At 42.9% G+C, this 21,201-nt stretch carries 23 protein-coding genes; 9 read left to right on the top strand and 14 right to left on the bottom strand.

Translation table 11 applies throughout. From position 1 onward, the window contains the following. The first annotated feature begins 47 nt into the window (after nucleotides 1-47). Nucleotides 48-560: a YceI family protein gene (locus tag M3P07_RS05315; protein WP_249968855.1), complete on the top strand. Its 513-nt coding sequence runs from the start codon at nucleotides 48-50 to the stop codon at nucleotides 558-560. Between the two features lie 340 nt (nucleotides 561-900). On the opposite strand, the gene M3P07_RS05310 is transcribed toward M3P07_RS05315, so the two are convergent. From M3P07_RS05310 to M3P07_RS05255, 12 genes are all read right to left on the bottom strand, one after another. After that, nucleotides 901-2,277, bottom strand: a complete 1,377-nt coding sequence (locus M3P07_RS05310) for a putative metal-binding motif-containing protein (RefSeq protein WP_249968854.1) — start codon at nucleotides 2,275-2,277, stop codon at nucleotides 901-903. A 607-nt stretch (nucleotides 2,278-2,884) separates the two neighbouring features. Further along, nucleotides 2,885-3,316: a hypothetical protein gene (locus M3P07_RS05305; protein WP_249968853.1), complete on the bottom strand. Its 432-nt coding sequence runs from the start codon at nucleotides 3,314-3,316 to the stop codon at nucleotides 2,885-2,887. 1 nt (nucleotide 3,317) lies between these two features. Further along, nucleotides 3,318-3,569: an acyl carrier protein gene (locus tag M3P07_RS05300; RefSeq protein WP_249968852.1), complete on the bottom strand. Its 252-nt coding sequence runs from the start codon at nucleotides 3,567-3,569 to the stop codon at nucleotides 3,318-3,320. Between the two features lie 6 nt (nucleotides 3,570-3,575). Then, nucleotides 3,576-4,847 (bottom strand): beta-ketoacyl-[acyl-carrier-protein] synthase family protein, encoded by a 1,272-nt coding sequence (locus tag M3P07_RS05295; RefSeq protein WP_249968851.1) that lies wholly within the window; start codon nucleotides 4,845-4,847, stop codon nucleotides 3,576-3,578. Continuing rightward, nucleotides 4,837-5,295 carry a 3-hydroxyacyl-ACP dehydratase FabZ family protein gene (locus M3P07_RS05290; protein ID WP_249968850.1) on the bottom strand — a complete coding sequence of 153 codons (459 nt, stop codon included), beginning with the start codon at nucleotides 5,293-5,295 and terminating at the stop codon, nucleotides 4,837-4,839. Before M3P07_RS05290 ends, M3P07_RS05295 begins: the two co-directional genes overlap by 11 nt. 2 nt (nucleotides 5,296-5,297) lie before the next feature. Next, nucleotides 5,298-6,080, bottom strand: coding sequence for an SDR family oxidoreductase (locus M3P07_RS05285; RefSeq protein WP_249968849.1), 783 nt, complete (start codon nucleotides 6,078-6,080; stop codon nucleotides 5,298-5,300). 11 nt (nucleotides 6,081-6,091) lie between these two features. Further along, nucleotides 6,092-7,147 (bottom strand): type III polyketide synthase, encoded by a 1,056-nt coding sequence (locus M3P07_RS05280; protein ID WP_249968848.1) that lies wholly within the window; start codon nucleotides 7,145-7,147, stop codon nucleotides 6,092-6,094. Beyond that, on the bottom strand, nucleotides 7,147-7,860 hold the full coding sequence (locus tag M3P07_RS05275; protein WP_249968847.1) for a methyltransferase domain-containing protein: 714 nt from the start codon (nucleotides 7,858-7,860) through the stop codon (nucleotides 7,147-7,149). The genes M3P07_RS05280 and M3P07_RS05275 overlap by 1 nt, the downstream gene beginning before the upstream one ends. Continuing rightward, complete coding sequence (locus M3P07_RS05270; protein WP_249968846.1) at nucleotides 7,860-8,987, bottom strand: NAD(P)/FAD-dependent oxidoreductase; 1,128 nt, start codon at nucleotides 8,985-8,987, stop codon at nucleotides 7,860-7,862. Before M3P07_RS05270 ends, M3P07_RS05275 begins: the two co-directional genes overlap by 1 nt. 72 nt (nucleotides 8,988-9,059) lie before the next feature. After that, a complete protein-coding gene (locus M3P07_RS05265; protein WP_249968845.1) occupies nucleotides 9,060-9,755 on the bottom strand; it encodes a YiaD family glycine zipper/OmpA-like lipoprotein in 696 nt (231 codons plus the stop codon). A 4-nt stretch (nucleotides 9,756-9,759) separates the two neighbouring features. Next, nucleotides 9,760-10,245 carry a lipocalin family protein gene (locus M3P07_RS05260; RefSeq protein ID WP_249968844.1) on the bottom strand — a complete coding sequence of 162 codons (486 nt, stop codon included), beginning with the start codon at nucleotides 10,243-10,245 and terminating at the stop codon, nucleotides 9,760-9,762. A gap of 89 nt (nucleotides 10,246-10,334) precedes the next feature. Further along, a complete protein-coding gene (locus tag M3P07_RS05255; protein WP_249968843.1) occupies nucleotides 10,335-12,311 on the bottom strand; it encodes an alpha-ketoacid dehydrogenase subunit alpha/beta in 1,977 nt (658 codons plus the stop codon). A gap of 113 nt (nucleotides 12,312-12,424) precedes the next feature. Here M3P07_RS05255 and M3P07_RS05250 point away from each other — a divergent pair, with 113 nt between their 5' ends. The 5 genes from M3P07_RS05250 (at nucleotide 12,425) to M3P07_RS05230 (ending at nucleotide 16,572) form a co-directional block, all read left to right on the top strand. Then, nucleotides 12,425-13,375 (top strand): isopenicillin N synthase family dioxygenase, encoded by a 951-nt coding sequence (locus M3P07_RS05250; protein WP_249968842.1) that lies wholly within the window; start codon nucleotides 12,425-12,427, stop codon nucleotides 13,373-13,375. Nucleotides 13,376-13,377: 2 nt separating this feature from the next. Further along, nucleotides 13,378-13,707, top strand: a complete 330-nt coding sequence (locus M3P07_RS05245; RefSeq protein WP_249968841.1) for a translation initiation factor — start codon at nucleotides 13,378-13,380, stop codon at nucleotides 13,705-13,707. Nucleotides 13,708-13,854: 147 nt separating this feature from the next. Next, complete coding sequence (locus M3P07_RS05240) at nucleotides 13,855-14,787, top strand: DUF1835 domain-containing protein (RefSeq protein ID WP_249968840.1); 933 nt, start codon at nucleotides 13,855-13,857, stop codon at nucleotides 14,785-14,787. 3 nt (nucleotides 14,788-14,790) lie between these two features. Continuing rightward, nucleotides 14,791-15,660, top strand: a complete 870-nt coding sequence (locus M3P07_RS05235; RefSeq protein ID WP_249968839.1) for a nucleoside phosphorylase — start codon at nucleotides 14,791-14,793, stop codon at nucleotides 15,658-15,660. Nucleotides 15,661-15,723: 63 nt separating this feature from the next. Then, nucleotides 15,724-16,572: a substrate-binding domain-containing protein gene (locus M3P07_RS05230; RefSeq protein WP_249968838.1), complete on the top strand. Its 849-nt coding sequence runs from the start codon at nucleotides 15,724-15,726 to the stop codon at nucleotides 16,570-16,572. Here M3P07_RS05230 and M3P07_RS05225 read toward each other — a convergent pair whose 3' ends face one another. Next, a complete protein-coding gene (locus tag M3P07_RS05225) occupies nucleotides 16,573-16,977 on the bottom strand; it encodes a response regulator (protein WP_249968837.1) in 405 nt (134 codons plus the stop codon). It lies immediately after the preceding gene. Between the two features lie 85 nt (nucleotides 16,978-17,062). After that, complete coding sequence (locus M3P07_RS05220) at nucleotides 17,063-17,728, bottom strand: uracil-DNA glycosylase (protein WP_249968836.1); 666 nt, start codon at nucleotides 17,726-17,728, stop codon at nucleotides 17,063-17,065. A gap of 69 nt (nucleotides 17,729-17,797) precedes the next feature. Between M3P07_RS05220 and M3P07_RS05215 the strand changes: the two genes are divergently transcribed. The 3 genes from M3P07_RS05215 (at nucleotide 17,798) to M3P07_RS05205 (ending at nucleotide 21,193) form a co-directional block, all read left to right on the top strand. Beyond that, nucleotides 17,798-19,303 (top strand): YfcC family protein, encoded by a 1,506-nt coding sequence (locus M3P07_RS05215; protein WP_249968835.1) that lies wholly within the window; start codon nucleotides 17,798-17,800, stop codon nucleotides 19,301-19,303. Further along, nucleotides 19,290-19,931 carry a short chain dehydrogenase gene (locus M3P07_RS05210; protein ID WP_319946563.1) on the top strand — a complete coding sequence of 214 codons (642 nt, stop codon included), beginning with the start codon at nucleotides 19,290-19,292 and terminating at the stop codon, nucleotides 19,929-19,931. Before M3P07_RS05215 ends, M3P07_RS05210 begins: the two co-directional genes overlap by 14 nt. 62 nt (nucleotides 19,932-19,993) lie before the next feature. Continuing rightward, the gene (locus M3P07_RS05205) at nucleotides 19,994-21,193 is read left to right on the top strand and encodes a cytochrome-c peroxidase (RefSeq protein WP_249968834.1); all 1,200 of its coding nucleotides are present in this window, start codon (nucleotides 19,994-19,996) and stop codon (nucleotides 21,191-21,193) included. The last annotated feature ends 8 nt before the right edge of the window (nucleotides 21,194-21,201 follow it).

The following is a 21,201-nucleotide window of genomic DNA, read 5'->3' as shown; positions in this document are numbered from 1 at the left end:
AAATGACATTGATAAGGTTTTTGCTATTTTTAGACTAAAAGCCTGTTATGCGGTTGATTCCCTTTCTTTTTGTATTGACCTTCGGTATTCAAGGAATGTTCCTGAATGCTCAGAAAAACCAGATTCAAAATGCGAAGATTCGTTTTGAGTTTGTCTCCAAAGGGGTGAAGGGCACCATCGCGGGATTTGAGTCGGAATCCCAGATTGATTGGGCCGCCCCGGAAAATTCAGTTTTTAAGGGCAGGGTGCAATCCGAATCCCTGGATACTAACAATGGACTTCGAAATTGGTCCCTTCGCAGTGGCAAATACTTTGACGTTGATGATCATCCCTATATTTTGTTCGAAAGCACTGGAGTAACCCAAAATAAAAATCAGTGGATTGTCGAGGGCAATCTTACCATTAAATCCACGACAAAACCAATATCCATAATTTTTGAAAGGATGGACAACAAGTTGGTTGGCTCTTTTTCGCTCTATTCCATTGACTATGGCATTAAAATAAAAAAGAAACGGGAGGATAATTTGGTGAAGGTGAGGTTGGAATTCGATGTGAACTAGATTTTAGATTGGAGACTATAGACGTGAGACCAAAGAACCAAGAACCATAGTAACTGAACTTGAACTTGATTCTTGAGCTTGTATTTAGACAATTGGATTATTCGATTTTTGGTTTTTTGGAAAATGACCAAAGACTAAAGACTAGAGACTAAGGACAAATGACTCAAGACTCAGAACTCAGAACTACTTGTGCTTGAACTTGATATTTGAACTTGAACTTGTTGATGGATTGTTGGATGGTTAGATTATTAGAAATAAGAGCCAAGACCCAAGACTATTTTCAACACAAAAAAGAAACCCCGGAATACTCCGAGGCCCTTTTCTAAATGATTGGTTGGTTTCAATCTAAAGTAAAAGGAGAAGAACGAGTATAAGACATTGCCCCACCTTCTTCGGTGCTAAATGCTGTAAAGGTCAAATAAAAGTATATGTCGTCTGCTTCTATATACCCTAAGACTTTTTTTCCTACAAGATCAGTGACGTTACCATTGGATTTTACAAGTTCATCATAATAGTCTACAACCAATATGCTGAAATCGTCAAGTATCTGCAATATTTCTGATCCACTATACAAATTATGTGAATTGATGGTTACTAGATTTCGAAAACTATAGAAGGTATGTTCATATCCAGGTAAACTTTTTCCTTGACCCTCAGTCAAAGCCCAGCGTATTCCTTGCATGCCGCCCTGCAGGTGCTCTTCAATTAAATTCTCATTGATTGCGTAGTCAATATTTCCAAAATATAGTGCGTTTAGATCAGATTCTTCTCCACCATTATGTACTGCGTCTGCTCCCAAATCTTGCCACCATTGGTAATTATAAGGTATACTACCATCTTGTCTGGTAATAATCACGTTTTCCGTTAGTTTATCTTGGTTGGTGGGGTCCGTCCAATCCGCAAAAGCAGCTTTGGAAAAAGTTACATCTGGGCCATTCCAAATGGTGCCATCTATTCCATCACAATTGGAATCAATCTCATCACCTGGGGTTTCTTCTGCACCAGGATGAATGTCTTCATTGTTGTCATTACAATCCAATCCATTGGTCACATAGCCATTTGGAATTGTGGTACAACTTTCTATGGTTTGGGTTACAGCCTCGTTTCCAAAACCATCTCCATCATTATCTTGATAAATGGTCAATTGGGTTCCTGGATAGTTATTGCTGTCCGCGTCATCACAATCCGTATTGTCCAAGCTATAATCTTCAGGCACCTCACAAGCAAGAAAATTACTGGAAACTCCTGGGTTACCGTACCCATCTCCATCGGCATCTTTGTAAGCTATGACTTCTTCATCTGGATTGATATCAATGTTTGAATCATCACAGTCCGTGTTGTCTGCTACATAATCGGTAGGTGCAGCAACTCCTGAGCATTGGGTAATTACATCTTCTCCGTCCTTACCAAATCCATCCCCATCTTCATCGGGGTAATAGGTGACCATATCGCAGTCTGAGGTGATATTGGAGTCGCCGTCATCCGGATCATCATCGTTGGCTACATAACCGTCAGGTTTCTCACATGCCATAAGGGAAATGCTCGCATTACCTTGGTCGTCCCCGTCCGCATCTTTATACCATTTTTGTTCGGTGCAAGTGGGATCCTCTGTTTTGTCCTTGCCACAAGAAATTGGGGTGTAAAGACAAATACCTACTAGAAATAGGTAAAGGGTAAAGGGTTTAATTGTCAAAAATTTTGGGCTAATGTTTTTCATAGTATCTGGGTTTTAATTTGGAACATTGGTATCCATTATTGATTCTAGAGCAAAGTAGAAAGGAAGGTGCTTTTTTTGGGGTCAGAATTGATGGATGCCCGTTTTGAATTGACGGATGGCTGTCTGGGATAAGATTTGGTTAATGGGTGTTGGGTGTTGGGTGTTGGGTGTTGGGTGTTGGGTGATGGGTGATGGGTGATGGGTGATGGGTGATGGGTGATGGGTGATGGGTGATGGGTAGCTAAAATTAAAAACTCAAAATTCAGAACTTTTGAACTTGATATTTGAACTTGTACTTTTTAGGGTTAAAGGTATTGGGTGAAGGATTTTCTGGATTCAGGAGTTAAGAACCAAGAGTAAAGATACATGCCTTTTGAACTTGAACATGATATTTGAACTTGTGTTTTTTGGGTTAAAGGTATTGGGTGAAGGATTTTCTGGATTCAGGAGTCAAGAACCAAGAGTAAAGATCGATTATAGTTGAGTTTGAGCTTGAAAATTGAACTTGAACTTGACATATGAACTTGAACTTGACATATGAACTTGAACTTCCGCAAGGCAATTTTCAATTTTGAATTTTCCATTTTCAATTGATCAGACTCAAGACTTATTGCTTTCTGCTAAAAAGTGCTGCATAAATTTTCCCGACAAGCCAATTCCCGAGTGGGAAATAGAGTGCAAAAAACAAAGCCATCCCCAAACTGAAGTTTCGAACGTTGAAGAGCTGATCTAAAATATTATCCGGATAGGCATAGGAGGTTTGCAACGCATACCCGCTAAATTCCAATAAACCCATTGCAATAAGTCCACATGCGTATTGCGTATGGAATGGAAGTCCTCGGAGTATCAACGAAATAGGAACCATATAGAGAATGTAGCACGTAATCACCTGCCACCAATAGGTAAACTTGGCTATTTGAACGAACTCCCCAAACCAGTCCATCCCCATGCCCCATAGAAAATAAACCACGCAGTATACCAAAACCAATCGCTTGTCAACATTCAATTTTTGTCGAACAAAACCTAAAAATTCGCTCATTTTACTTGGCCTCTAATTTAGTTTGTATAATTCTTTGTGCATCCGCCATGGTTTGCATTCCATCCATGTCTTCGTTCTCCAACATAATATCGAATGCATCTTCCACATCCAATACAATGTCGACCAGATTGGCAGAATTGATGTTGAGTTCTTCAAGAAAATTACTTTCCCTTTGTATCGCTTCGGAGGAAACATCATCCGGAAGGTAGTTACTTACAATCTCCTTTAGTTTTAAAAACTGTTCTTCTTTCATATAGCGTCAATTGGTGTATGATTTAAAAATAAGGCAGGTATTGACATCCCCAAAACCAAAACTGGCTTTTGCAATGATTTTCGGCTCAATGTTCAAGCTTGCTTGGGGGATTCTGGAGGGGTCCACCTTCTTCTCAATTTCCGGATGCAGATCCTCACAGTTTAGATTTCCAAATATTTGCTTGGACCGAAATTGCAAAAGCGCCCCTACGCACTCTATACTTCCTGCAGCGGCCAAACAATGACCAAAAAATCCTTTAAAGGAATTTATATATGGGAAATCCGCGCCACTTCGTTTCAAGGCCTTGCTCCAATTGTCGATTTCGGTAGCATCCTTGGAAGTGGCTGTTAAATGACCATTGATCACATCTATTTGATTCGGATGAATACCCGCTTCGGCAACCGCATCTTGTATACAGCGCACAATCGCCTCGCTATTCGGTGCTGTCATACTACCGCCGTTTCGCTGTCCCCCGCTGTTCACAGAACCTCCCAATAATTCTGCATAAATCTTGGCTCCTCGAGTTTTGGCGCTTTCCAGCGATTCCAGGACCAAGGCCCCTGCCCCACTTCCAGGAACAAATCCACTTGCGGTGGTACTCATAGGCCTACTTGCCTGTTTGGGGTTTTGATTGTAGTTTCTGGGCAAGATCCGCATGGCATCGAATCCGCCCCAGACATAAGGGCCACTATCGCTGCAACTCCCAACAAGCATTCGAGTCGCTTTTTTGGACTTTATTCGATCATACCCCATTAGAATGGCTTCTGTTCCGGTGGAACAAGCCGACGAATTGGTCGTGACCATATTGCCACAACCCAGCTTTCCGCCCAGATAGGCACTGATGCCACTGGCCATGGTCTGGACCACAGAGGTACTACCCAAACGCCGGACATTGCCAGCATCTACCTGGTAAATGGCTTCCCGGAACTTATCCACTCCCAGAATCCCGGTCCCAAAGACTACCCCACTATCCCAATCGGGGTTTTCCATATTTTGTTCCAGACCGGCATCTTCCCAGGCATCTGTACCTGCAATGACACCATATACAACTCCTGTAGCATTCAAATCCTTGAGTTGAACTTTAGTGAAGTATTTGTTTAAATAAATACGGTCAACATTCGGTTTTCCAGCTACTTGACATGAAAATTTTAGTTCTTCCAATTCTGAATGGAATTCAATACCACTCTTCCCCTTTTGCAAGGCCCGTTCAAACTCCGGAAGTCCAATTCCGTTGGGGGCACAAACGCCCATTCCAGTCACCACTACCCTATCCTCCATGACTCAAAGTTTTAAACATCCCAGCCAAAACCCCTTTACAAACAAGTTCCTCTTGGGCATTGAACATTTTTACTTGACATTTAAGCTTATTGAAACGGAAATACTCTTTTTCTGAAACCACTTTTACTGTTTCACCGGGTGGTACAGGTAGCAAAAACTCCATATCTGAGCTCGAAAGCCCAATCTGAATGGCATTGAACCCCTCATCCTGCCCTTCAGCACCCAATAGATAGATTCCCAAGCAGACCAGGCCAATCTGAGCGCAACATTCAGTAAGTATTACACCAGGGGTTACAGGCTTATTCTTAAAATGACCCTGATAAAAAGAGTGTTCTGGATTAAACCAATACTTGCCGTGTACCGATTCCGAATTTATACTGACAATTTCATCCACAAACAAAAAAGGCTGATTATAAGGAAGGTGGTGCAATATTTCTTCAGGAGTCATCACTATCGTAAACTTTCACCTCCATCCACTTTAATTACCGTTCCCGTAATCCATTTGGCTTCCGATGTGGTCAACAAATATGCAGCATCCGCAACGTCTTCCGGCGTAGTTAACCGCTTGTTGGGATTCCTTCTTATAGCTACCCTTTTCAACGCCTCACTATTCGGGATCATCCGCAGGGATGGGGTATCTGTAATTCCGGCCTGAATACAATTGGCCTTGATACCAACAGCTGCAAACTCAAGGGCAACGTTTCTGGTAATCGCTTCCAATGCCGCTTTGGCCGCACTAACTGCCGCATAATTGCGCCATGCTTTTTGGTTTCCTTCACTCGTATATGATATCACTCGGGTGTCAGCCGCAAAAAGTTCAGAACTACTAAGCGCCTTTACCCAGTCATACAGGCTTACGGCCATGGCTTCTAGGGTCAATTGAAAGTCTTCGCCGGACAATTCTTGTCCTTCGGAATCATGCATGGGCTTAACAGCTCCTTTGGCTATACTATGGACCAACACGGAAATTCTATCATCTTCCATTAGACTTTGCAGTTCGGCAACCAACTGCGAACGGGTTTCCCTATCTATGGCATTTTTATTAAAAGCATACACTTGCACACCCCGGGCCTCTATTTCTTTAAAATTTTTTTGGATGCTGACCATATCGGATCTTCTGTCCCGATGCAAAATGATAAGATTAAACCCTTCTTTTCCCAGTTTGCGGGCAGTGGCCAAGCCCAATCCACTGCTTCCCCCCAAAATCAAGGCCCATTTTGATGATTCGTTCATAGCGTTTTTACTTACCATTCCAACAACACCCTTTGGGCCGAAAAACCAGGTCCAAAACTTAAAACTAAACCTTGCTCCCCTGACGGAATATTCTTGTTCATGAAACGCTCCAATACATAAAGGACCGTAACACTGCTCATATTCCCAAATTGCCTGAGTACTTCTCTGGTGTCATCAATGTTCTTCCCTAATTTACCAAACAATTCCTCTACTGTGCTAACAATTTTTTTTCCTCCGGGATGAAAAATCAGATGGTTTACCTGTCCGAGGTTGGAATTGAACTTTTCCAGGAAGGGGTGGATTATTTTAGGGAAATGCTCAGCGATTACCTCAGGGACCACCGGGTCCAGAATCATTTTTAAGCCCTTATTGGTCAAATCGAACCCCATTAAATGGGTGGCATTATTGAAATGGTACATTTCTTCTCCTAAAATTCTTGGGCCTTGTTGGGTGGCTTCGGAGGACAGCAACACACAAGCGGCCCCATCCCCAAAAATGGCCGCACTCACCATATTCGCCATGGAAAAATCATCCAATTGAAAAGTAGCGGTAGGACTTTCAACAGCGATTACCGCTGCCCGTTTGCCCGGGTTTGCCCTCAAAAAATTGGCGGCATATATCAACCCAGAAACTCCAGCAGCACAACCCATTTCAGTGACCGGAAGTCGAACTATATCCTGTCGAAGGCCAAGAGCATTTACCAGATAGGCGTCCAAGGAAGGAATCATAATTCCGGTGCAACTCACTGTAATTATAAAGTCCAGCGATTCCGGTTCCCATCTGGAATTTAATAGTGCTTTCTCCAGTACCTGTTCGCCCAAAATCTTGATTTCCCGAACATAGATTTCATTTTTGTCCTGAAAAGAGGAGGCAGTAAAAACTGCTTCGATATCCATAATCCCATATCGCCTGTCAACCCCTGCACCCTCAAAAATCTTGACCACCTTTCTCCGAAATCGCTCTTCCTGTCCACCCAACCAGATGTCCACAAAGGGGATAATGTCCAAAGTATCGCGATTGTACTTTGGCAATTGTTTGGACACACTTACAAGTTGTACTTCTGCCATTAATTATTATGTCGATTGAATTCCATTACCCATACATAGCGGAAGGCCCATTTCCAACGAATATCATGGGAAACACTTGGTATATTTTTAGCCATTTGGAGCAGTTCATGCTTCTTAAAACCCTTACTAATTGAAACCAATCCATCGTACTTAGCCACATGCGTTTGCAAGAACAAGGGACCGAATATTTTAAAGAGAGCATAGGAAACCTTACTACGTTCCAGGTCATTGATAACAACACCCAAGCTAGAAAGCTCCACGAATTTTTGCAGAAACGCCCCTATGCGTTCCTCCTCAAAATGGTGCATAGTCAAGGTATTGATTACAATGTCGCATTCGAACCCGGGGCCAAGCATTAGGATGTCCGCTTTATGGAATGAAATCTGGGGTGCACCCTTGCATCTTTCTCTTGCAATCGCCAGTACATCCTCCCTTTGGTCAACCCCCATCATCTTGTGAAATACCCCATGTTTACTAAGAAAGTTGGACAACTTCCATAACATGGTACCATCCCCGCAACCCATATCCAAAATCGTATATGATTTTTTAGGGGTGTTTTTTATCAACTTCCATACAGCTTGGATGGTAATGGACTCCCCTCCCAGCCATTTATTGCAAAAATTAATGTCCCTGTACGCATTCTTGAGGAGCCCAAACGACATATTTGGATCATCCATCAACTCCTCAACTCTACTTCGTACGGTAAAATCCATCAGTTTAAAATTGGTTCTCCGTGGGTCCGCTTGATCATGGCCTCCATTATTGTTTTTGATTTGGTCACCGTTTGCATTCCCCAATTAAACCACTTGGTATGCATCATGAGGTTTTGTAGTTTTCCTCCCCACCAAATTCTTCTTCCAAATTTTGCATTCCACTCGTTTTGGTATGCCTTTTCCATTAGCTCCCGAGACATATTTGCTTGATCCAAAAACCCAACAACATATTTGGATGCAATTTTAGCTCCATGGATGGCCATTGCCATTCCGTTTCCACAAAGCGGATGAATCATTCCCGCTGAATCGCCACACCTAAGCATATGCTTGCTGACCAAGGTTTTTTTTCCAAATGAAATTTGGGCAATGCTCAAGGGTTTCTCAAATCTAGGTTTGGCTTTGTTGAAAAATTCATTTAAATACGGGTTTTTGCATAGGGTTCGATGGTTGAATTCATCAATATCACCAACCGGTTTGAAACTGTCGTATCGTGCTAAATAACACAGGTTTACCAGGCCATCTTCTACTTGGGAAATCCCTGCGTATCCTCCTGAAAAATTGTGGAGGGCCACTAGATTTTCAGGGTGTCCATCGTAGATGAAATGGGATTTAACTGCCAACCATGGGGATTTTTGGTCTTTATTCTTTGAAGAAAATTTTGTTTCCAAGTTGGACCGTTTGCCAAAAGCCCCTAACACCATTTTAGCTAGGATTTTGTCTTCAGGCAATAAGGAAACTTCAAACTGATTCTCTTGGAAATCCACATCCACCACCGAAGTGAATATAAATTCCACTCCTTTTTCCATCGCCAATCGGTACAATTGTTCCTCCAAGGCATATCTACTCATACCAAATCCTCCCAAAGGCAAGGAAACCGATATTGATTTTCCGATTTGGGTGCTAAGCTGCAAGTTATTTATCTGGGGAAGCGACCATGGCTCGAAGTCCATGCCCAAATGCTCCAAATAGGGTTTTACCTCGTTGGAGATATACTCCCCGCATACCTTGTGTCTAGGGTAAGGTTTTTTTTCGACGACGACCACCTGTTTGGCGTTGGAAACCAAATCCAAAGCTGCGGTCAATCCCGCCAAACCTCCTCCAATAATCAGCACCTCAGTGTTCTTCACCTTATGAAGATAGGTTATTTGCAAAAAAAAACCCGGCTAATTGCCGGGATTCAAATTTCTGAATGGTAAATCTTAGTTCTTGGTGCTTTTCGCAGCCTCCTCCTTAAGTTCGTCACTCGCTATAATTGCCAGCTCAACCCGTCGGTTTTTAGCTTTACCTTCAGCAGTTTCATTGCTCTCCCGTGGTTGGGTCTCCCCGTACCACTTCGTGGTAAACCGTCCAGCAGAAATTCCCTGGCTTACCAAATAGTTGGTAACCGATTCCGCCCTTTGTTGGGATAGGTTCCAGTTGTATTCCTCACTTCCAGCACTGTCCGTATGGCCTTCAACTAGGATAATGGATTTTGGGTATTCCTTAAAAATCCCAGCCAATTTGTTCAGCGTTGTAGCAGAAGTTCCCTTAACATCGGATTTGTTTGTATCAAAATAAACTCCTGCATCCTCATTAAAGATCACGTTGATCCCTTCACCAACCCTTTTTACCTCGGCACCTGGAATCTCTTCCTCAATACGTTCAGCTTGCCTATCCATGCGGTTACCGATGTATCCTCCGGCAGCGCCACCAACAACTGCACCAATAATGGCTCCTAGGGCGGTATTGCCTTTTTTGCCAACATTGTTTCCGATAACACCTCCAATTACAGCGCCACCGGCGGCTCCAATGGCCGCTCCTTTTTGGGTGTTATTGGCGTTTTTAACTGCGTTGCAACCAACAACCAAGCCCAACGTCAAAACAATAGCAGTACTTTTTATAATTATATTTTTCATCTGATTATTTTTTTGAGAATTCATAAACAATAGTAACCAGTTCGCCATCCACGGAAACGTTGGATTTAAGAACCATGGATTGCTCCGTTAAGCTGGCAATATTCAAACGATAGCCAACACCTCCGGAAATATCCTTTCGTTTGTCGTCAATAAACTTAAACTGTAGTTGACTGCTGTAGTTTTGCGATGGCTCAACTACGGACCATCTAAAGAATCGGTCCCCGCCTTGACAAAGTGTACTTTGGGAAATGGTATACCTCCCTGTACTGTTATTGTCCCTAAAGAACCAATCACTGCCTTCAAAACAGATGTCCTCAGCATCGTTAAAAATAACAGATTTAAAATTTCCTGTGTTGTTTTCGTACGAAATGTTGTCCAAGCTCCAGGAGCCGCTGAAAAGATTGCGCTGGGTCCTTGCGGACTTGGAAACGGAGCATGACGAAAACAAAAGTCCCGCCAATGCAACAAAAATTAGTGATTTTCTTACCATAAGATTAGGAGTTTAATTTTGAGTATATACGGTTGAGACACCATATCGACTTTTTTGGGTTGTTAAAAATTTGTTAAAACCATATAGGTCTAGTAGGCATATAATTCCAATAATGCAGCTTCAAACCTTTGTTTGGGCAGGTAATTCTCCTCCAATTTTTTTGCAAAGGGAACAGGAGTTTCCAAACTGCCAACTCGTTTGACCGGGGCATCCAAGTGTTCAAAACATTGTTCCATTACCATGGCGGAAATATCGCTGGCGATACCACCAAACAAAGTGTCTTCCTGTAAAATAATCAGTTTTGATGTCTTACGTACCGATGCGAACACGGTATCGACATCCAGAGGTTGAAGTGTACGCAAATCTATGACATCTGCATCAATTTCTGGGTGTTTTTCCAAAATTTCTATAGCCCAATGGACACCTGCGCCATAGGAAGCCACCGTTAGTGCATTTCCTTTTCTAAGGACATTGGCCTTACCAAATGGTAAAGTGTAGTAATTGGTGGGCACGTCTTCATACACACTTCGATACAAGCCTTTGTGTTCAAAGAACAATACTGGATTAGGGTCGTTAATGGCCGTGTTTAGAAGTCCCTTGGCATCACTTGGGAAGGCAGGATAAGCAACCTTAAGTCCTGGTGTTTTTGTAAACCAGGCCTCATTGGTCTGGGAATGGAATGGACCGGCACCAACACCGGCACCACAAGGCATACGAACAACAACATCGGCATTTTGGCCCCAACGATAATGTACCTTGGCCAAATAATTTACAATAGGGTTGAAGCCAGAACTCACAAAATCGGCAAACTGCATCTCCAGAATCGCTTTCATTCCGTTAATGGAAAGTCCCATGGCCGCCGAAACTATAGCAGATTCACAAATAGGAGTGTTTCTAACCCTCTTTTTTCCAAATTTCTCGGTAAATCCTTCCGTAATTTTAAAAACCCCACCGTAATCAGCAATATCCTGCCCCATGATGATCAACTCATTGTACCTATCCATGGATTGTTCGAGACCCTCGGAAACCGCATCCACGAAACGAATATTCTTAGTGTCTACATTTTTTTCAAAATGCTTATAATCAAATTCTTGATATACATTACCTAATTCTTTAATTTCAGTGGATTCCATCTGTGGTTCATCAAAGGCTAATTTTAAATTGTCATTAATTTCATCACTAATTTTCTCTTTTTCAGCTTCAATTTGTGCACCACCTAGAACACCTTGTTCCAAAAGAAAGGTCTCAAAGTTGGAAATCGGATCCTTTTTGGCCCACTTCTTCATGAGCTTTTCGGGCACATATTTGGTTCCACTGGCCTCTTCGTGCCCCCGCATTCTAAAAGTTTTGAATTCCAATAAAATGGGACGGGGTCTTTTCCTGATAGCCTTGCAAAGCTCATTGACCTTGGAGTAGACCTCCAAAATGTTGTTCCCGTCAATAATGCGGGATTCCATGCCATAGCCCTTGGCCCTATCAACCAAATCCTTGCAATTGTATTGCTCCTTTGTGGGAGTGGAAAGCCCATAGCCATTGTTCTCAATGCAAAACAAAACTGGAAGGTTCCAAACCGAGGCCACGTTCAACGCTTCGTGAAAATCCCCTTCACTGGTTGCGCCTTCACCCGTAAAAACAGCGGTTACGCGTCTTTTTCTGCGTAACATATCCGCCAAGGCTATGCCATCCGCTACTCCAAGCTGCGGACCCAAGTGTGAAATCATCCCAACAATTTTATATTCTTGGGTACCAAAGTGAAAACTACGGTCCCGCCCATTGGTAAACCCACTCTTCTTGCCCTGCCATTGCGAAAAAAGTCTGTTCAGAGGCACTTTCCTCGACGTAAAAACCCCCAAGTTCCGATGCATGGGCAAAATGTATTCTTCGGGCTTTAGGGCCTGGGTAACCCCTACGGAAATGGCCTCCTGACCTATCCCACTAAACCATTTGGAAATTTTCCCTTGCCGCAATAACACCAGCATCTTCTCTTCTATCATCCTGGGTTTCAACATTTCCTTGTAAAGTTCCAGCAATTTCTCCTGGGTCAAATCGCCAATATGGTATCTCATAAAGTTCAAATTCAGTCTGGATAAATGTAGTGAAAATGCCCTCGATGCACTATGAAAATATTCCAAACGTTTCTTAATATTCCTTACTTTTGAATTAGGCAAAATTTCATGTTATGAGTGCAATTCCAAGTGTAGACCTTTCTGATTTCATTTCAGGGGACCCAATCAGAAAACAAAAATTTATCAAAGAGATAGGTGCTGCTTTTGAAGACATCGGGTTTGTGGCCCTCAGTGGTCATTTTCTGTCCGATGAGCTTGTGGAGCAATTGTACGCCCAGATAAAGGATTTCTTCAAACTGCCACAGGAAGTCAAGGATAGCTATGAGATTGAAGGTATTGGGGGGCAACGAGGATACACCTCCTTCGGGAAAGAGCACGCCAAAGGCAAAAAAGAAGGGGACCTAAAGGAATTCTGGCATTTTGGCCAATATGTGGAGAACAATCCAAAATTGGAATCGGAATATCCGGACAATGTCACCGTAAAGGAGCTTCCAGAATTTAACGATACAGGTAAGGAAACATACAAGATGTTGGAAAAAACGGCGAGATATGTACTTAGGGCGCTGGCTCTTCACTTAGGACTGGAAGAAACCTATTTTGACCAATGGATCAAGAATGGAAATTCCATCTTGCGCCCCATTCATTACCCACCCATCACATCAGAACCCAAAAATGCAGTAAGGGCCGCAGCCCACGGGGACATCAACCTGATCACCCTTCTTATGGGCGCCCACGGCAAAGGTTTACAGGTGCAAAACCATCAAGGCGAATGGGTGGATGCCATTGCCCGTCCCGATCAGCTGATGATCAATGTAGGAGATATGTTGTCCAGATTGACCAACAACAAATTGAAGTCCACAATCCATCAAGTGGTGAACCCTCCAAGGGAACTTTGGGGTTCATCTAGATATTCCATTCCCTTTTTTATGCACCCAGTGAGCGAAATGCCGCTTAACTGCCTTGAACATTGTATTGATGAAGACCACCCAAAGGGATTTGAGGATACCACAGCGGGCGAGTATTTGAACGAAAGGCTAATTGAGCTTGGATTGGTGAAAAAGTAACCATGGACCTAAAAGATCAACTCAAAAACCTGTTTCCAGACCACGTTCCCTCGGAGCCCGCAGGAGAAAAACCGGCACAACCCAAATACTGGCTTCAAGATGACCCGATCATCTGCAAATATGAAAAGCGAAAAGGGAAACCCATCACCCTACTGGAAGGGTATAACGGCGCCACTTCCGATTTTAAGCAACTTACCAAGGATTTAAAGTCTTTACTGGGTGTTGGCGGGAGTTTTAAGAATGAGACTATCATCATCCAAGGAGATTATCGCGATAAGATCATGGCCTTTTTGGTGGATCATGGTTTTTCGGTAAAAAGGGTGGGCGGATAATCCCCAAAACCCAAAAATCGGATTCGGGGAGACTCCGCTTCTTGTTAAATTTAAGCTTTGACAACCAATGTTTTACGAAAAAAGTTTTTGAGTTCTTGGTTTAAATCTTACATTTAATGTTCCTAACCGACGAAAACTAAGTTGAAAATGAAATCACTGTTGCATATTACCAACGGGGACTCTTTCACGTCAAAACTTCAAACACTACAGCTTAAAGGAGATGTTATTACATGGAGGGAAATGCTTTGCGAGGGCAAAACCCTTTGTAATGTAGGTAGCGAATCTTTCTGGAAGACCCGATTTGAATTTTTGAACAAAAATTACAAGGTTACCAAATCTTGGTTTGTGGAAAAGACCCTCAAGGAGTATCGCTCCCTTTGCAACCACAAGCAACAAGATCAGATTGTTCTTTGGTTTGAATACGACCTTTTCTGCCAAATTAATATGTTGGCGGTCCTGAGCTGGTTAAAAACCCATAGAAGGCATGCCGAAATCTCTCTGGTGTGCAGTGGAAAGGAAGATGAATCAGATAAAATGTACGGCCTAAATGAATTAAGTGACGAAAAGTTACTTGAACTTTATAAAAACCGAACCATTTTATCACAGGATGATATTGAATTTGCGGATTATGTATGGCAGTTGTACTGTAGCGACAACCCTATCCGGTTGGAGAACCTGATAGCGCACAACAACTTTCAGTTTGAATACCTTTCCGAAGCCCTAAAAGCCCATTTAAAGCGCTTTCCTACCATCAAGAACGGACTAAACCAGTTAGAGAACAGGGTACTGGAAACCGCAATAGAACAGAAGCCCAAAACCAGAAGGGAACTTTTGGGCAGTATGATCACCAATCAAGGGTACTACGGATTTGGGGATACCCAGCACAACCGTATCATAACTTCCTTAAAACCACTTTTCAGTTCATTCAACCCTGTACGGTTGAACAAAAAAGGCAGGGAGGTCTTAAAAAATCAAGCTAATTATTATTCGGAAATACGTGATAATCAATTATATCTGGGAGGTTCTTTAAAGTATAACTTCCTGTATAATTCTACCACAGACCGCATCCTAAAACTGTAATATATGGCATTGGGCCACTCAGAGCTTATTCTGAATCCTGATGGCAGTATTTACCATCTAAATCTTCACCCAGAAGATATCTCGGATACCATAATCACCGTAGGTGACCCTGATCGGGTTCGCTCAGTCAGCAAGTATTTTGATTCCATAGAAATTGAAAAAAGTAGAAGGGAATTCCTAACCCATACCGGTGCAATCAATGGCAAAAGGATTACCGTGATTTCAACAGGCATTGGAACGGACAATATCGACATTGTATTTAACGAATTGGATGCCTTGGTCAACGTGGATTTTAGCACTAGACAAATCAAGGACCAGCTAACAATACTCAATTTTATACGGATTGGTACATCAGGAGCCATACAGCATGACATCCCAGTAGACTCCTTTCTACTTAGTGAATCTGCAGTGGGATTCGATGGATTGATGCACTTCTATGCCACTGGACAGCACGCCAACAAAGGCTTGGAACACAGTTTGAATGAATTTCTGGGATGGAACCCCCACCACATACAGGCGTATGCGTTCGACGCTGATGCCGCGTTATCCGAAAAATTTAAGGGAAATCATATACGATTTGGCATAACCGCTACAAATTCAGGGTTTTACGGCCCACAGGGACGAAGCATCCGGCTAACTCCCAAGCTACAAGGCTTCAACGAGCGATTGGCTTCGTTTTCACACCAAGACCGGAGGGTAACCAACCTCGAAATGGAGACTGCCGGAATCTACGGCCTGGCCAAATTACATGGACATAGGGCAGTTTCGCTCAATGCCATTCTTGCTAACCGGTCATCTGGGGAGTTTTCTAAAAGTGCTTTCCGAACCGTGGACAACCTTATAAAATTCACCTTGGAAAAACTTACCACATAACGATTGGTTTGGTGATTTTCCTAATTTTGTCCCAACCATCTCTACAACACAAATTCGCAGTTTATGAAGCACGTTAAAATCGTGGGGGTTCCTGAACATTTTAACCTTCCTTGGCACCTGGCCATAGAAGAAAATGCCTTTAAAGATAGAGGCATAGAACTAGAGTGGATGGATGTCCCAGAGGGCACTGGTAAAATGGCGCAATTATTGAAAAATGGAGAAACCGATTTGGCAATTATTCTAACGGAGGGGATAATTCGAAGTATCGCAAAGGGTAATCCTACTAAAATTGTCCAAGAATATGTTTCCTCTCCCCTTTTATGGGGAATTCATGTGGACGCTTCAAGTGAACGTAACGCCATCGAAGAACTGGCAACCGACCCTATAGCCATTAGCAGAATGGGAAGTGGTAGTCACTTAATGGCCTACGTACATGCGCAAGACCAAGGCTGGGATACACAAAAACTGCAATTTGAAATCATTAACAATTTGGAAGGTGCTGTGGAAAACCTGACCCAAGGTTCTGGAGCTTATTTTATGTGGGAGCATTTTACCACCAAACCCTTAGTGGACCAGGGAGTATTTAAGCGATTGGGCGACTGCCCTACCCCATGGCCCTGTTTTGTGGTGGCCGCCACTAACACCTTTTTAGAGTCCAATCCCGGGGCTCTAAATCATATAATGGAGGTAATCAACCTTTATACTACCGAGTTTAAACGAATTCCAAGTATAGACCGGACCTTGGCCAACAGATATGAGCAAAAATTGGAGGATATTCAAGATTGGTTGTCCAAAACTAGATGGGGGCAATCGCAGTTGAGACCGGAAACACTGACCACTGTGCAACAGCGCCTGTTGGATTTAGGCCTAGTTGAGGAAATTAAGCCGGAAGAGCTTTTCCTTCATCTATGATTAAGAGAAGTGTTTTTTGATCAAGGCCTTGAATGACACGTCCGAGAGTGGCTTTTGTGCGGTATCGGTTACTTCAGGATTGGCCAAAGCCAGGGAGGTGGTTTCTTCTAAATCAAGGGCGGTAAGCATCACAATAACGATTCGCTCCTTAAATTCCTCTCCAAATTGCTCTCCATAACCATTTAAAAACTCCCATCCATTCATTACCGGCATATTGGTATCCAGGATAAGAAGGCATGGAAGATGTTCATCATCCAAATCAGAAGCCAAAAACTCTATGGCCTCCATCCCGTTACTGGCCGTAAACACAGGAAGATTGCTATCTATCTGTCTTAAAAAAAACCTGTTTAAGAAGTTGGTCGTCTCGTCATCATCAACAAGCAAAACCGATTTCAGTCTACGCACGTATCAGAAATTTCGTATAGGGGTTACTACAAAAACAAACGTAAGAATTTCCGTAAACATCTAAGAAATTACTTTCAAAAGTAATTCACCAACTTATTAACGGCTTGCCCATCTGGGACAACAAGGTATTTGTTTTACTAAAATGCTGGTTTCCAAACCAAAGCCCTCTATTGGCGCTTAAGGGAGACGGATGACCCGAGGTAAGGATATGGTGTTTGCCCTTTTCAATAAGTGATGCTTTCTTCTTTGCGAATCCGCCCCATAGCAAAAATACCACCCCCTCTTGCTCTCTAGAAATGGTGCTGATCACAGCATCCGTGAATTTTTCCCATCCTTTTTTTTGGTGACTTCCGGCCTGATGCGCCCTTACGGTCAACGTGGCATTTAGCAAAAGTACCCCTTGTTCCGCCCAACGCTCTAGATTTCCGCTATTTGGATAAGGCTTTTCAACATCGGTTTTTATCTCCTTAAAAATATTCACCAAGGAAGGTGGATGTGGAATGCCATCCTTTACGGAAAAGCATAGACCATTGGCCTGTCCTGGGCCATGATAAGGATCTTGTCCAATGATGACCACCTTGGTTTCGTAAAACGGACAGTAATCAAAGGCTGAAAAAATATCCTTACCCTTAGGATAGCACGTATGCTGGGTATATTCTTGCTTAACAAATTGGACCAGTTTCTGAAAATAAGCTTGTTCAAACTCCTGCTGCAATTTGGTCTCCCAACTAGGTTCTATGTCTACCTTCATCAAATACTCGAATTTCCGTCGCTAAATCTAAAAATAATATCTTTCTATACACAAAATAACCATCAACCTATGGCCAAGCTTAAAAAAGTAAAGTTCCCAACTGCCCACACCGTATTATTCATAATCGCAGCCTTTGTGGCCCTATTGACCTGGTTGGTTCCGGCTGGGCAATACGACCGATTGAGCTATGATAGCGATTCAGATAGTTTCATACGCATCAGCCAAGATCTTCAAACCAGTTTGCCAGCCACACAGGAAACCTTGGACGATTTATCCATAAAAATCGCCATAGAAAAATTTAAGGCTGGGGCGATTTCCAAGCCCATAAGCATTCCCAACACCTATAAAAAACTAGAGGGCAATCCCCAAGGATTTGTAGGTTTTATTCAAGCGCCCCTTAAAGGGATAATGCAGTCTGCGGATATCATTCTGTTGGTGTTGATTATTGGTGGGCTAATCAGCATTGTTAATGCGACCCGGGCTTTTGAAGCCGGCATTGGCTGGCTCTCCAAAAAATTGAAAGGCAAAGAATTTGTATTGATCATATTTGTGACTACACTGGTTGCCCTAGGGGGAACTACTTTTGGACTTGAGGAGGAAACCATCGCTTTTTATCCCATATTGATTCCCATTTTTTTAGCCGCCAAATACGACGCCTTAGTTGGGATTGCAAGCATTTACATTGGATCCTCCATCGGCACCTTGGCCTCAACCGTAAATCCCTTTTCCACAATTATCGCATCCGACGCTGCAGGTATAGATTGGACGGTCGGATTGAATGGAAGGTTGCTCATGCTTTTGTTGGGCCTAGTGCTTTGCATTGCATTTATTATCCGTTATGCGCAGCGCGTAAAAAAAGACCCTTCCAAGTCCTACATCCATGATCAATATGAGGAAATACAGCAACTGTTCCCTATTTCAGATTCCAACAATTTGGTGAAGCTTACCGGCGAGCTTAAGCTTGTCCTCCTGATTTTTGCCAGCACTTTTTTAATCATGGTCTATGGTGTATCCCAATTGGGATGGTGGTTTTTGGAAATGACCTCTGTTTTTCTTGCGGGGGCATTGCTGATTGGAATTATCGCCAGAATGAATGAAAAGCTGTTCGTAAAAGAGTTCATGACTGGAGCAAAGGATCTTCTTAGTGTGGCATTTATCATTGGTATTGCCCGAGGTGTCACCGTGCTTATGACAGATGGCCAAGTGAGCGACACCCTGCTTTTTTATGCTACGGAAATCACTGCGACCATGCCAAAAGGCTTATTCATTAATGTGGTTTTTTTAATGTATACAGGGCTCACCTTCTTTATTTCCTCCTCGTCAGGAATGGCAGTTTTGACCATGCCTATAATGGCGCCCTTGGCGGACAGCGCTGGAATTGGACGCGAAATCATGGTGAATGCATATCAATTTGGTGTAGGCCTGTTTAAGATCATTAACCCCACGGGGATTATTTTAGCCTCCTTGGCCATTGTTAATGTCGGTTATGACAAGTGGTTGAAATTTGCCTTGCCCCTGGTATTGTTATTGGGAATCTTATGCATGGTAATGCTAACCATTGGTGTCTATTTTTAATACCTTCGGGACACCAAACTATCGCAATGAAAATTTTAATAATCGGCGGGCAAGGAACTATAGGAAAAAAGTAAGTGAGCACCTATCAAAGACGGAAATTGTATCCATTGCAGGGCGAAACTCTGGCGATTTTACTATGGATATAGCGGACAGCGATTCCATTGAAAAGATGTTTCGAAAATTGGGCAAGGTAGATGCCATTGTATGCATTGCAGGAGAGGCCAAATGGGACCATTTTGAGAATTTGTCCGAAGAAGACTTTTACATCGGCATAAAAAGCAAATTGATGGGCCAAGTGAACTTGGTACGGATTGGGCAACACTTTTTGAATCCCGGAGGCTACATTACACTATCCACAGGAATATTGGCCGATGACCCGGTGGTTATGACCGCCAGTGCCGCCATGGTAAACGGTGGAATACACAGTTTTGTGCAGGCGGCCGCTCTGGAACTCAAAGATGCGATTCGATTGAACGTGGTTTCTTTGGGACTGGTCATCGATGCGTATGAAAAATACAAGGATTACTTTCCCGGCCACACCCCTATTTCTATGGGAAAGGCAGTAAATGCCTATGTAAAGAGCGTGAAGGGCAAAGGGAATGGCCAAATAATCCGGGTTTATGATTAAAATCATGCATTCCCAATACGACTTCAACTTATCTTTACCTTGCGACTAATTTATTCTGGCTGATGTTGCCCTCTACCCATTTGCGATACCTTTTATTGATTGGCCTATTTGTGGTCGTTGGTTGTGGCGGCCCAAAACCCAAGGAGGTTGCCATTGAGGATGCTATTCAGGTGGATACCATTTTTACTGCCCTACCCCTTGAAATTGTTGAGCCCAGGGACAACCCATCCAATTCGGCAAAAGAAAAACTGGGTAAACTCTTATTCTACGATCCCATTTTATCCGGGGACAAAGACATTAGCTGTGCCACATGCCACCATCCGGATATGGGATATGCAGAGTTCCTGGATATTTCCATAGGAACCAATGCCTCAGGCTTGGGCAGCGACCGTAAATTCAATACACCAAACGAAATTCCCTTTGTAAAGCGGAATGCGCAGACCATCCTTAACACAGCTTTTAATGGTATTCAGCGAAACCAAACCCTTTCCGCGGAAAATGCCCCCATGTTCTGGGACGACAGGGTCCAAAGTCTCGAGAACCAAGCACTGGAACCTATAAAAGCCCTGGAAGAAATGCGAGGGCTCCACTTTTCTGAAACGGAAATTCTACATGTTGTAGTGGACCGATTGCGCGAGATTCCGGAGTATAAAGAGCTTTTTAGCGTCGCTTTCGACGAAGAAGAGCCAATTACAGAAATTAATTTAGGAAAAGCCATTGCAGCTTTTGAACGTACCTTGGTGACGAACAATTCCCGGTTTGACAAATTCATGAGGGGGGACAAAAATGCGATTTCGTTACTTGAAAAAGACGGTTTCGAACAATTCAAAAAAGTTGGATGTGTCAATTGCCATAACGGGCCTATGTTTTCGGATTTCAAGATGCATGTTCTTGGAGTTCCTGAAAACAAAAAACTTCCGCAGATGGATTTGGGAAGCGCCGACCAAGGGAACAAGGACAGTTTTGCTTTCCGCACCCCATCCCTAAGAAATTTAAGGTTTACCGCTCCGTATATGCACAATGGAAGCTTTATGGATTTAAAACGGGTACTGGAGTTTTATGAAGATATTGCCAATGGCAAAACGCGGAATCCAAACATTCCAAAATCCAAATTCGACCCCTTGGTTTCTGAACTTAACCTTACCGTTAAGGAAATGGGTCAGATCATCTCCTTCCTGAACACCTTAAACGACACAAATTTCGATAAGACCATTCCAGAAAGTGTACCTAGTGGTCTTCCTGTAGGTGGGAACATTCATTGAGAAGGGTA

Origin of the sequence: Flagellimonas myxillae (assembly GCF_023502235.1) — a bacterium.
Lineage (GTDB): Bacteria > Bacteroidota > Bacteroidia > Flavobacteriales > Flavobacteriaceae > Flagellimonas > Flagellimonas myxillae.
The sequence above is the reverse complement of the archived record's forward strand: the minus strand, read 5'-3'. Positions and strand labels throughout refer to the sequence as shown.